This window comes from Acinetobacter sichuanensis, assembly GCF_003024515.2.
In the GTDB taxonomy this organism is placed as follows: Bacteria; Pseudomonadota; Gammaproteobacteria; order Pseudomonadales; family Moraxellaceae; genus Acinetobacter; species Acinetobacter sichuanensis.
On sequence record NZ_PYIX02000011.1, the window covers coordinates 87,283 to 100,246 of the forward strand.

Genomic DNA, 12,964 nt, shown 5'->3' on the forward strand with positions numbered 1-12,964 from the left:
TCAAAAAGAATAATCTTCGATATACTGTCCTTAAAGACAATATTCGAAACAATTGAGCCAAATATCTTTGTCTGTATTTTTGAGGCTAATCACATGTCTTTACCCAAAGTTGCGTTATTTATTTATCCTGATATTCCTATTTTTCATTTCTCAGTACCGCATACAATTTTTAATGCAGAAATAGAAGGTGAAAAATTATTTGAGGTGAACACTTTTTCCTTAGACGGTTTAGCTGTAAGAACAGAAAAATCGATATTGATTGAAGCACATGGTGATTTAGCGATGATGCAAGATGCTGATATCATTATTATTCCAGGTTGGAATGATCTTCATCACAAACCCGATGAACATCTACTCACTGCATTAAAACTAGCACATCAAAAAGAAATTAAAATCGTTGGTTTATGCTATGGCGCTTATCCACTGGCTTATGCAGGGCTACTTAACCATAGGCATATCACAACACATTGGGCAGGAGTTTGCGATTTTAAACAAAAATTTCCATGTGTTTCTGTTGATAAAGATGCTTTATATCGTGAAGATGAGGGTATCATTACCTCTGCGGGTACAGGAGCAGCACTGGATTGTTGTCTATATCTCGTAAAAAAAATATATGGTGCAAAAATTGCGAATAAAATTTCAAGATTAATGGTTATTCCAACACATCGAGAAGGTGGGCAAGCACAATTTATTGAACAACCACTTTCTACATTAACTTATGATTCTGAAATTAATCATCTTTTAGATTTTTTACGTCAAAATTTATCTCGTTCACATACTGTTGACAGCCTTGCCACTTCAATTCATATGACTCGTAGAACATTTACGCATCATTTTAAACATGCAACAGGTGTTTCAGTCATACGTTGGCTAAATAATGAAAGGCTTAGATCTGCGGCTGAACTTCTTGAATCTACTGATTATTCAATTGAAAAAATAGCTGAAGCAACGGGTTTTAATAATACCGTTCTATTTCGCCGACTTTTTAAGCAAAAATATGGCACAACCCCCAATCACTGGCGTCAAAACTTCAGTCATCAATGATATTTTCAAAAATAATTTCTACAGAATAGAAAAAATTAAGGCTGTTTTAAAGCCAAGTTAAATGCTTTCTATATGGCAGTGAACTTGGGACAAAAGACGTTTTTATATAAGATAGATTTCTAAGCTGCCTATATGGCAGTGAACCGACAAAGAAGCCGCATTACTAAAAGACGTAATTTCTAAGCTGCCTATATGGCAGTGAACACAACCTGAAAATACAGGCTGTGCCGTTGCTTTTTCTAAGCTGCCTATATGGCAGTGAACATACAAGCGCGGAAGTAACTGGAAGCATCATTTTTCTAAGCTGCCTATATGGCAGTGAACTGTGAAAATTTCAAAATACCCAAGTTTTAAACCATACCTATAACTTATTGATTTTATTAAAGTGTTAAAGAATAAAAAATATTGGGTAAAATCTTCTCTTACCCAATAACTTAATTTAACAACCTATTCTCTTAAAAACCATACATCACTGTATTATTTTAAATAATAAATCAAAATATCTACCACATCGCATACAGCCAACTCACACCTTTCATTTTCATAAAAACGAGCAGCTTTCATCGAGTTATTCCCTATTTGATATTAACGGTAAACCATTCCACCATCCGTCAAAATAGACTGACCTGTCATGTAATTGGCATCTTCACTTGCTAGAAAAGCGACTAAGGATGCGACATCATCAGGGGTTTCAGCACGCCCCAAAGCAATCCCCTCAACATATTTTTTATAAGTTTCACCGACTGGTGCACCTGTGATTTCAGAAAAACGTTGGTCTATTTCAACCCACATATCTGTGCCAACCACACCCGGGCAATAACTATTTACCGTAATAGCAGCACTGGCATACTCTTTTGCAGCAGCTTGAGTTAAAGCCCGAACAGCAAACTTTGTTGCAGAATAGACACCCAATAAAGCAAAACCTTCATGTCCTGCAATTGAGCAGGCATTAATGATTTTTCCAGCATGTTGACGTTGTTTGAACTTACTTGCCGCAGCTTGTATGCCCCAAAGCACACCACCAATATTTATATCGGTAATTTTACGAAACTCATCTGGAGTCACTTCAGCTAAAGCTTTTACTTGGGCAATACCTGCATTATTGATCATGATATCAAAACCATTCAGCGTTGCTTCTACACTATCAATTGCATTGCTGATCTGAGTTAAATCAGAAATATCTGCAATAAAAGTTGTTGCTTTAACACCAAATGCTTCAACTTCATTTTTAACTGCATCTAATTTGTCTTGATTCAAATCCACCAAGGCAATATGTACACCTTCTTGTGCTAATCGAAGTGCAATCCCTCGACCAATGCCCTGTCCTGCACCCGTAATCAATGCAACTTTATTCTGTAATCCTCTTGGCATAGCTCTACTCCTTAGATATGAATCGCTCTTTGTAATGACGCTAAAATAGATTCGTGCATCGCTTCGGACAAAGTTGGATGTGGGAAAATCACCTGCGCTAAGCTTTCATCTGTCGCTTCAAGATATTTCGCGATCGCAAAGCCTTGAATATGTTCAGTCACTTCATGACCCACCATATGTGCGCCGAGTAACTCGCCAGTTTCCTTATTGAAAATAGTTTTCACAAAACCTGCTGCATCGCCCAGAGCCAAAGCTTTACCATTGGCTTGTAATGGGAATTTACCCACATTGATGTTGAATCCCGCAGCTTTAGCTTTTTGTTCAGTCAAACCAATACTCGCCACTTGTGGATGAGTAAAAATACAAGCAGGTATCTGTGTACGATCTAAAGCATGCACATTGGCAACGCCTGCAATTTTTTCTACACATAAAATGGCTTCATGACTCGCCTTATGTGCCAAACATGGTGCGCCTGCAACATCACCAATGGCATAAACACCAACCACATTGGTTTTGCAGTATGGATCCACTTTAATAAAACCATTTTCAAACTCTACGCCTAAAGCTTCCAAGCCAAGATGTTGTGAATTGGGTTTTACACCAATTGCAGAAAGTACTTTATCTACAGTAATGATTTTAACTTCGGATGATGTTTCAACATGACATTGAACTTGCCCATTGGCTATTTCAACTTTCTGAACGGCTGATGCAGTTAAAACTTGCATACCCTGCTGTTCAAACTGCTTTTGCACATACTTTGCTACTTCTGCATCTTCACTTGGTAAAATTTGCTTGGCAATATCAACGAGCGTGACTTGGCAACCTAAGTCTTGATACAAACTGGCAAATTCACTGCCAATTGCACCAGAGCCAATGACCAAAAGATATTTTGGCAATTCTTCAGGAATTAACGCTTCCTTATAGCTCCACACATACTGACCATCGACTGGAATTTGCGGTAAATTTGCCGCTTTTGCGCCTGTTGCGACAATAATATGTGGTGCAGAAATAAATTGTTTCTTCCCATCAGCATCAGTTAATTCAAGTTGTTCTTTGGCAATAAATTGCGCTCTAGCAGTAAAAACTGTAACTTGATTTTTTTTCAACAATTGTCCAATACCTTGAACCAATTGACTGGACACTTGACGACTGTGTTGTACCAATTGTTTGATATCAAAATCGACGGCTGTCACATTAAAACCAAATTGCTGTGAATGTTTAAGTTGCTGAGCAATCGCTGCACCACTGAGTAAAGCTTTGGTCGGAATACAGCCCCAATTTAGACAAATCCCACCTAAATGTTTTTCTTCAACAATGGCTGTTTTTAAGCCCAGTTGGGCTGCGCGAATCGCAGCCACATACCCACCCGGACCCGCACCAATGACGATGACATCAAATTGCGTATCTGACATTTTATTCTCCTACACCAAAATCAATGCAGGATTTTCAACAAACTGCTTAAAGGCTGCTAAAAACTTCGCACCCAATGCACCATCAATCACCCGATGGTCACATGACAATGTTGCTGTGACAATTTGACGAACGACAATTGCATCCCCCTCAACCACTGCACGTTTGTCTGCTGCGCCCAATGCTAAAATTGCACCTTGTGGTGGGTTAATGATCGCATCAAACTGTTTGATGCCGAGCATCCCTAAGTTTGAGATACTAAAACTACCACCTTGAAACTCGTCAGGTGCAAGTTTGCCTGTCTTAGCACGTGTTGATAGATCACGCATATCATTTGAAATCTGCGCTAAAGATTTAGTATTTGCAGCTTTAATGATGGGCGTAATCAAACCATTATCAATGGCGACAGCAACAGAAATATCCGCCTGATCGAACTGTAATATTTGCTGATTTTCCTCATCAAACTGTACATTGACCTGTGGTACTTTGATCAATGCTGCCGCAGCAGCTTTAATCAACATGTCATTTATTGACAGTTTAACTTGTGGGACTGTTGCATTGATTTGCTGACGCAAAGCTTGAACTGCATCGACATTTAAATCGACTGTTAAACGAAAATGTGGTGCATTACGTTTTGCAGCCTGTAAGCGTGAAGCAATGGCTTTACGCATCCCATTCATTGGGATCGCTGTCACTTGAGGCATTGCTGATGCAGAACAACCTACAGTTTCGACAATGGTTGGGTTTTCACGTTGATAAACCGCTTCAACATCTTCTTTCGATACTCGACCACGTGAACCCGAAGCACGGCAGTCATGCAAGTTAATACCCCACTGTTTTGCCAAACGACGTGCAACGGGAGTTGCCAGAACATGACTGTCATCTGCGGTAGATTTTGCAGCTTTCACACCTGCCTGATGACGAATATCTGCCCATGCCCCACCTGCTGTGCGTACAGCAAGCTGAATATCTTTGACACTAATCCGACCTTCACGTCCAGAACCTATAATCTGTGCCAAATTGACATTATGTTTTTCAGCCAATTTCAAAGCATGTGGTGTAGCGAAAATATCATCAACTTGCTGATAACCTTGCAAGGTAGTAGGTACTGAATAGCCACCTTGTGCAACAGGTTTAGTTGCTTTTGGCACACTATTTTGTACAGGCACAGCCTGAACTTTAGTTTCAACTGCTGTAGCCACCACTTTTTCAGTTACAACATCTACAGATTTTGTTTCACTTACTGAGGCTGTTGAACCACCTAAAGATTGTGCAAACGCCTCGATTTCTGTATCAGACACTTGGCTATCTGCACAAATGGCAATAATGCCACCAACGATTAAAGTATCACCTGCTTTGGCAATAATTTTGCGTAATGTGCTGTCAAATGGCGCTTCAAGAACATTGACGATTTTTGTGGTTTCAATTTCACAAATCTCATCACCCTTGCTAAAAGTCGTACCTTCTTCAATTAACCATTGGGCGATGGTGCCTTCTTCCATTGACAAACCCCATTTTGGGATTTCTAAGGTTTTAATTTCGCTCATCCTAAGCCTCCAACGTTTTACGTACAGCCTGTTCGATACGTTCTACACTTGGTAACCATTCTTTTTCCAATACAGGTGAAAATGGTACTGGCGAGTGTGGTGGTGTCACCAATTCGATAGGAGCTTTTAAATAATAAAAGCCTTTTTGTGCAATCAACGCTGCAACATCATGCCCAAAACCACAACGCGCTGCAGATTCATCCACAATCACCACACGACCTGTTGAAGCAACTGATTCCAAAATCCCTTCTTCATCAAGTGGGGAAATAGTGCGAGGATCAACCACTTCAACCGAAATGCCTTCTTTTGCCAGTTTATCTGCAACTTCATTGGCACGATGTACCATTAAACTCAGTGCAATGATTGTGACATCTGTGCCTTGACGTGTGTAATTTGCTACACCAAATGGAATGGTATATGAACCATCTGGCACTTCATCTTTAATGTCATATAACAACTTATGTTCACAGAACACTACTGGATCGTCATCACGAATAGCTTGAATGAGTAAACCTTTCACATCATAAGCACTTGATGGCACAACAACTTTTAGCCCCGGTACAGCGGCAAAGACGTTATAAGGTGATTGAGAATGTTGTGCAGCAGCAGAAAAACCTGCACCAATCATGCCGCGTACCACCATTGGGGCTTTGGCTTTTCCACCAAACATATAGCGAAATTTTGCAGCTTGGTTATACAACATGTCATGACACACACCGTAGAAATCCATAAACATCAAGTCTGCGACTGGACGTAAACCCGTAGCTGCTGCACCTGCTGCCATCCCAATAATTGCAGATTCGGTAATTGGGGTATCAATCACACGCTCAGAACCGAACTCTGTCCAAAGTCCTTTGGTTACCCCAAGCACGCCACCAAAACCTTCAAGTTTATTGTCATCCGTATTTTTACCACCATGACCACCACGGACATCTTCACCGACCACGATCACACTAGGATCGCGGCGCATTTCTAATTCAATCGCTTCTTTAATTGCGTTTCGATAACTTTTATTTGGCATTGCTTTACTATTCCTTTAGTAAGAGACATAAACATCAGTTGTCAATTGGGAGACTTCTGGATAATCAGCAGCACGTGCTTTGGCAACTGCATCATCGACCTTGGCTTTTGCTTCAGCATCAATTGCATCGAGTTTGGCTTCATCAATTTTGCCTTTGACTTTTTCACGGAAAATTTTCAAAGGATCTTTATGCGCTTTGACATAATCGAGTTCTTCTTTTGAACGAATCAGCCCCGGATCACCCTCAAAGTGACCATAGAAACGGTTGGTAATGGTTTCGATCACACTTGGACCTTCACCATTACGGGCACGTTGAATGGCTTTTTGTGCCACGTCATACACGGCAAAGAAATCAGTCCCATCGACTTTTTCTGCAGGCATACCAAATGCGGCTGCACGTCCTGCAATATCTTTGCTGCCAACGGCATAATCATGCGCTGTACCTTCACCAAAACCGTTATTTTCAAAAACAAAAATTACAGGGAGTTTGAGTACTACTGCCATATTCATGGCTTCAAAGGTCAAACCTTGGTTCGAACCACCATCACCTGTAAATGACAAGCCTATGCCACCTGTTTTTAAAGTTTTGGCTGTCAACGCAGCGCCTATTGCCAATGGTGGACCACCACCAACAATCCCATTTGCACCCAACATGCCTTTGTCCAAATCGGCAATATGCATCGAACCGCCTTTACCTCGACAAAGCCCATCATCTTTACCAAAAATTTCCAACATCATGCCGTGAATATCACAACCTTTGGCAATACAATGCCCATGCCCACGATGTGTTGAGGTGATAAAATCTTTGTCCGTCAGGTTTTCACAAATACCTACAGCAACTGCCTCTTCACCACTGTAAAGATGAATAAATCCCGGGATATCACCTGTATTATTTTCATCGTGAAGTCGGTCTTCAAACTCACGAATATCTCGCATCCTTCTGTATGCCGCGAGCAATTGTTCTTCCGTTAATTGCATATCTGTTATCCTTAATTTCTACTTTTAAAATTAAAAAATCATTTTTAAATTTAAATCATGGTATTTAAAAACCCGTATATAAATATAAAATTATTTTCATTAAAAATAATATTAGACTAAAAATATTTTAAAAATAAATTATTCAAAAAAATTTAAAAAACAGTCATTTAAAAAGCAAAAAATATTTTAAATAATTTTTAATTTTCATCATCTTAACAAAACAAACCTTTAACCAACCTTTATTTTATAATATTAATATTTTGTGTCGATTTATTTATAAATAAAATAGTTTAAATATAATTGACACAGATTATAAAATATCATTCTATATTTAATTATTTTAATTAATGGACTATTTAAAATGGATTTAAAACGTTCAGTCATAACAGGTCAAAAATTACGTGGTGTAGATAAAATGGCACGTATTCCTGTCAAAATTATTGCCACAGAACATATTCCTAAAAAACCTGAGTGGATTCGCACTAAAATCAGTCATCCTGATGAAATTCGACGTATTCAAGATTTATTGCGCCAGCAAAAACTACATACTGTCTGTGAAGAAGCTGCTTGCCCTAACCTGCCACAATGCTTTGGTGGTGGCACAGCTACGTTTATGATTATGGGCGACATTTGTACACGCAGATGCCCTTTCTGTGATGTTGCACATGGTCGCCCAAATGCCTTAGATATCAATGAACCCAAACATCTGGCAGAAACGGTGAAAAACCTCAATTTAAAATATGTCGTCATCACTTCAGTTGATCGTGATGATTTAATTGATGGTGGTGCACAACATTTTGCAGACTGTATTACTGAAATCCGTAAAACCAGTCCAGAGACACTCATTGAAATTTTAGTGCCTGATTTTCGCGGCAGATTAGACATTGCCTTAAAAATTTTAAGCGAAACTCCACCTGACGTGTTTAACCATAATATTGAAACAGTTCCACGCCTGTATCGTGCCATGCGTCCAGGATCAGATTATCAGCATTCATTAGACTTACTCAGAAAATTTAAACAGCTTCGACCTGATATTGCGACCAAATGCGGTTTAATGGTTGGACTCGGTGAGCTTGAAGCTGAGGTGATTGTGTTACTCAACGACTTAAGTGATCATCAAATCGATTATGTGACGATTGGACAATATTTACAGCCTTCTAAATCACATGCACCCATTCATCGTTTTGTATCACTCAACGAGTTTGAACATTATCAGACGCATGGGCAATTATTGGGCTTTAAAAATATTTGGAGTGCACCTATGGTTCGTTCAAGTTACTTTGCTGACCGTCAATATCGTGGTGAAGCTGTACCACGACCATTTTCACGTGAAAGTTTTTAAATGAATATTGTAAAAGCTTTATCATTTAATCTATTTCTTATCACAATTTTTTACCATTTGAGAATAAAATAATGATATGTTTATAAGCGAATTAACATCATTAATCGGCTCAAAATCTATGCTATTAATGATGTAACAACAGGACATAACACTCTTATAAATATAAAAAATACAGAGTGTTAAATTGATATAGCTCGATCATGAAGGAATATGATATGAATCTATCGAACAAAATACAACATGCACAGCAACCTTTACAAACGACACATTTTACCAATCTTAATCCCGTCAGTGCAGCGCCATTACTTACACTCAACCAAAGTGATCAACCTTCTCTATTTTGTCGTTCTATTCAACATAATCAGCATGATTTACTTAAAATTGCTGAAGATTCTGGCATGGCAATCGGAATAACAGACCATCAAGGTACACTACTCTGGACATGGAGTAGTCAGCCAATGTTGTCATCAGCAGAACAAGCACATTTTGTTGAAGGCGGACATTGGTCAACTCAAGCTGTGGGAACAAATGCCATTGGTCTAGCATTAAATAATCAGGTATCCAGTTGTGTTTATTCACATGAAAATCAAATGCAAAGCGTACAAGATTGGGTATGTTATGCAGCACCTATTTTAGATTCTGTTTCAGGTGAATTTCATGGCGTAATTAACTTATCAACCAAATATAAAAAACATACATCTTTAGGGCTTTTAGCTGTAGAACGCTGTGCTGAACTTGTCAAATGTGCCATTCAAATTGAAAAAAATAATTTCTTATATATTAAAGCGCTAGGTACACCACAAGTCCAATTTAATCAACATATTTTACCGCTTACACATCGTCAAATTGAAATTTTATGTATTTTGGCACTTCATCCTCAAGGCATTGCTTTGAATGAACTACATTATATTTTATACGGTGATCGTAATGTCAGTGAAAAAACATTAAAAGCAGAAATGTCTCAACTGAGAACATTATTGCCCAATTGTATTTTGTCTCGACCTTATAAATTGACTTGTGAAATTCAAACTGATTTTATACGCGCAGAGCAATCTTTAGATGCAGGATTTCTTGCCAGTACATTTTCACTATATAAAGGTAGTTTTTTAAGTAAATCCGAAAGCCCATTTCTGAGCACATGGCGTGATTGTTTTGATGCGCGTTTAAGTCATTTAATTTATCAAATGCAAGATATTAACCAATTACTGCGTATAATGAGTAAAATTCCAGAAAGAATTGATGCTGCTCAACGCCTATTAGAATTGCTGCCAAGCGATAGTCCACATCGAAATCTTTGTTTAAAACTTCTTCATGCCTAACATAAAATACATTAACAACTCAAAATGGAAATGTATAAAATTGAATGAGAAAAAATGGTGGATGCTTTGACCCAACAAGTATTTTATTTAATAAAAAACAAACTTTTCAAATATTTCAGTATATTGACAGTATTTTCAGCACTTCCAATGCAGGGTTTTGCAGAAACAGATCAACAACTTATGGCTGCGGGACAATGGCGTGATCCTGTCACAAAATTAATTTGGATGCGCTGTTCGATTGGGCAATCATGGTCAGGTTCTACATGTACAGGTGATCCACTTATATTTCATGATTCTAAAGACGCTGAAAATGCGATTAAAAAACTCAATGCTGCGGGTGGCTTTGCAGGTAAAACCAATTGGCGTTTACCTCAAATTAAAGAATTGGTCACTATTCGTAAATGCAGTCAAGGTTGGAGAAAAATAGGGGATATTAATTTACCTGAACGAGAGCGCAGAAATTTTGGTCAAGATCATGAACTCGAAATGACAAAAATACCAAAAGGAGGCAAAGTACCAAAAAACTGTACTGTTCACTCAACTGCGCCAACTTTAGATACGCATATTTTTCCTAATACACCACCGAATGGCGAATATTGGTCAAATTCTTTTTCATGGCAACCCATCGGTTACCAATATAAAGCATGGCATGTAGCATTCGGATCTGGCTTTGTTGCACGTACAATTAATTATACTGATTATCAAGGTCTTGCGCGTGCAGTACGCGAGCGATGATTGATAAAAAACACGACTAAGGGAATATTTAAAAAGGCAGATTCAACTAGAAAATTTCTAGAATTAGCACTTTAGCTAACTCTAGAAATGACCAAAAACAATATGACTGAGTTGAGTTAAAAACCCTAAACGCTTTAAATCATGATTTTTATTCAACTTTATTTTTAATTAAATGATTCAAAATTTACCAAGCAATTGGCTGATTTTGATAGTCTACAAAATAGATTCCTGCTTGCCCTACATGTTGCTCAATTGTATTAACCAATCCACTTGTACTCTCTTGCACACTTACAGGTGCATTACTTCCCCCCATATCTGTTTGAACCCATCCTGGCATTAATGCAAAAATACTATGCTGACTTCCTGCACGAGCTGCATAGCTACGCAATAACATATTTAATGCAGCTTTACTTGCTCGATATACCTCAAAGCCACCTTCTGTGTTTAAAGAAACACTACCCAAAGCAGATGACATCACTGCAATACTGCCTTGTTTTTTAACTAAATGTGCTAAATTTTCAATAGCACGTAAAGGACTTAAAGCATTAGTTAACATTAAATGGGTGAACTCATCTGTACTAATTTGTCCAACGGTTTGTTGAGGATCATCACTTACTCCCGCATTTACCAATAAAATATCTAATGAAATATCATCTAATTTTTCAGATAATTTTTTTAAATCATCAGATTGGTTAATATCAAGTTGATAAATACTTAATTGCGCTTCAAAATTTTGTTTCAAAAGTGCTAAATTTGTATCTGGTGCAAGAGTACGTTCTGTTGCAATCACTTGCCAACCTCGTTCAAGATATTGCTTAACCAGCCCTAAACCAATTCCTCGAGAAGCACCTAAAATTAATACTGTAGATTGTAATTTGGTATCAACCATAATGGTTCCTAAATAGTTAAAATAAAGATTTAGTTATATAACATATTGGAATTTTATCGTAATAATTAACCTGAGTTTGATGAAATTACTTTAATTTGCAATCAAGTTTTTAAAAGTTGGCTTATTCGAATTTAAACCATAAGCCACGATTGCTGCCATGATATTCACCATAAAATTATTGATGGAACGATGACGTGAATGCTCAATTTGATGTAAATTCTTCAATTGATCATTCACGGTTTCAATCAAGCCTCGTTGTGACAATAACTCTTTTTCTTGTAGTGTTTTCAATTCAACATGCTTCATATTCTTACGTGAAGGTGTCAATAATTTTAGCCCTATTGCCTCTAAAGCTTTAGTCTTCGTTTTACTTAAATAACTTTGTCACCAAGCAATATTCCTTTTAACTCTAACGGAAGTGCTTCAAGTACTGCGACATCATGAATATTAGCTGATGTGACTTTTAAATTAATAATTCCACCTAAACCATTGATCACAATATGTAATTTAAATCCATAAAACCATCCTGTACTGCTTTTTCCACGGTTTTCCAGATGCTTAAACATACAGTGTCTGTTAATTCTAAGATTATGACAAACCACTAATTTAGTTGAATCAATAACACTAATACCTGTGTCTTGACCTTTTACTTGGTGAAAGAAACAGCTTAACGCCTGTAAACAACGAGGTATAATTTCAATAAAATGGTTATCGCTAAGAAGTTTAGGAAAAGTAAATTTCCAGAAAGGAATGACCATGTAACAATAAAAATATTTAAAAAATCTGTACCCTCCCTTGCGAGTAAAAACTCTCATGAAATAAAATCACAACCATCATGACTTCAGATAGGCTTAAAGCAGATTTCTAGGACTTACGCATTGACAGCATGAAAAAATAGTCAATATGCTGTAAAACATATATGTGATTAGACAAACGAAACATGCTTCTACAGCTCAATGTAATTTACCCATTTATATGGGGTTTCTTATGACAGAACCACACTCTATAAGTTGTACGCAACTTGCAGATACCTATCAAATCTCACACGACAGTGTAAATCGTTTTTTAGAACGGGAAAATTACTGCCCACAAGATTTATATCACGAGGCAATGCAATATATTGATAATCATCAGCTTATGATTAGTGTGGATGATACTGTATTAGATATGCCTTATAGTCAACATATGGATTTGGTTGGTTTTTTCTGGTCTGGAAAACATCATCGCTCAGTCAAAGGCATTAACCTCATTACGCTGTATGCAACAGATTTACAGGGTAAAAATGTGCCCATCAATTTTAGGTTATAC

The 12,964-nt window shown here is 37.6% G+C and carries 10 protein-coding genes and 2 pseudogenes; 5 read left to right on the forward strand and 7 right to left on the reverse strand.

What is annotated here, in order from left to right; all coding sequences use genetic code 11:
• Positions 1-93 precede the first annotated feature (93 nt).
• Positions 94-1,044, forward strand: a complete 951-nt coding sequence (locus C9E89_RS09060) for a GlxA family transcriptional regulator (RefSeq protein WP_107007927.1) — start codon at positions 94-96, stop codon at positions 1,042-1,044.
• Between the two features lie 585 nt (positions 1,045-1,629).
• On the opposite strand, the gene C9E89_RS09065 is transcribed toward C9E89_RS09060, so the two are convergent.
• From C9E89_RS09065 to C9E89_RS09085, 5 genes are read right to left on the reverse strand one after another with little or no spacing between them, the layout of a single operon-like run.
• Complete coding sequence (locus C9E89_RS09065; RefSeq protein WP_107007928.1) at positions 1,630-2,415, reverse strand: acetoin reductase; 786 nt, start codon at positions 2,413-2,415, stop codon at positions 1,630-1,632.
• Between the two features lie 11 nt (positions 2,416-2,426).
• Positions 2,427-3,827 carry a dihydrolipoyl dehydrogenase gene (gene lpdA / locus C9E89_RS09070; protein ID WP_107007929.1) on the reverse strand — a complete coding sequence of 467 codons (1,401 nt, stop codon included), beginning with the start codon at positions 3,825-3,827 and terminating at the stop codon, positions 2,427-2,429.
• A gap of 9 nt (positions 3,828-3,836) precedes the next feature.
• Positions 3,837-5,372 carry a 2-oxo acid dehydrogenase subunit E2 gene (locus tag C9E89_RS09075; protein ID WP_107007930.1) on the reverse strand — a complete coding sequence of 512 codons (1,536 nt, stop codon included), beginning with the start codon at positions 5,370-5,372 and terminating at the stop codon, positions 3,837-3,839.
• A 1-nt stretch (position 5,373) separates the two neighbouring features.
• Positions 5,374-6,393, reverse strand: coding sequence for an alpha-ketoacid dehydrogenase subunit beta (locus tag C9E89_RS09080; RefSeq protein ID WP_107007931.1), 1,020 nt, complete (start codon positions 6,391-6,393; stop codon positions 5,374-5,376).
• A 15-nt stretch (positions 6,394-6,408) separates the two neighbouring features.
• A complete protein-coding gene (locus tag C9E89_RS09085; RefSeq protein WP_107007932.1) occupies positions 6,409-7,371 on the reverse strand; it encodes a thiamine pyrophosphate-dependent dehydrogenase E1 component subunit alpha in 963 nt (320 codons plus the stop codon).
• Between the two features lie 361 nt (positions 7,372-7,732).
• On the opposite strand from C9E89_RS09085, the gene lipA reads away from it, so the two are divergent.
• The 3 genes from lipA (at position 7,733) to C9E89_RS09100 (ending at position 10,767) form a co-directional block, all read left to right on the forward strand.
• Positions 7,733-8,713 (forward strand): lipoyl synthase, encoded by a 981-nt coding sequence (gene lipA, locus C9E89_RS09090; RefSeq protein WP_107007933.1) that lies wholly within the window; start codon positions 7,733-7,735, stop codon positions 8,711-8,713.
• A gap of 215 nt (positions 8,714-8,928) precedes the next feature.
• Positions 8,929-10,032 (forward strand): helix-turn-helix domain-containing protein, encoded by a 1,104-nt coding sequence (locus tag C9E89_RS09095; RefSeq protein WP_107007934.1) that lies wholly within the window; start codon positions 8,929-8,931, stop codon positions 10,030-10,032.
• A gap of 147 nt (positions 10,033-10,179) precedes the next feature.
• Positions 10,180-10,767: an Lcl C-terminal domain-containing protein gene (locus C9E89_RS09100; RefSeq protein ID WP_107007940.1), complete on the forward strand. Its 588-nt coding sequence runs from the start codon at positions 10,180-10,182 to the stop codon at positions 10,765-10,767.
• Positions 10,768-10,951: 184 nt separating this feature from the next.
• On the opposite strand, the gene C9E89_RS09105 is transcribed toward C9E89_RS09100, so the two are convergent.
• Both C9E89_RS09105 and C9E89_RS09110 read right to left on the reverse strand, forming a co-directional pair.
• Positions 10,952-11,656 carry an SDR family NAD(P)-dependent oxidoreductase gene (locus tag C9E89_RS09105; RefSeq protein WP_107007935.1) on the reverse strand — a complete coding sequence of 235 codons (705 nt, stop codon included), beginning with the start codon at positions 11,654-11,656 and terminating at the stop codon, positions 10,952-10,954.
• 90 nt (positions 11,657-11,746) lie between these two features.
• A pseudogene (locus tag C9E89_RS09110) lies at positions 11,747-12,520 on the reverse strand (IS982 family transposase); the annotation flags it as partial.
• Between the two features lie 57 nt (positions 12,521-12,577).
• On the opposite strand from C9E89_RS09110, the pseudogene C9E89_RS09115 reads away from it, so the two are divergent.
• Positions 12,578-12,964, forward strand: a pseudogene (locus C9E89_RS09115) (IS701 family transposase); the annotation flags it as partial.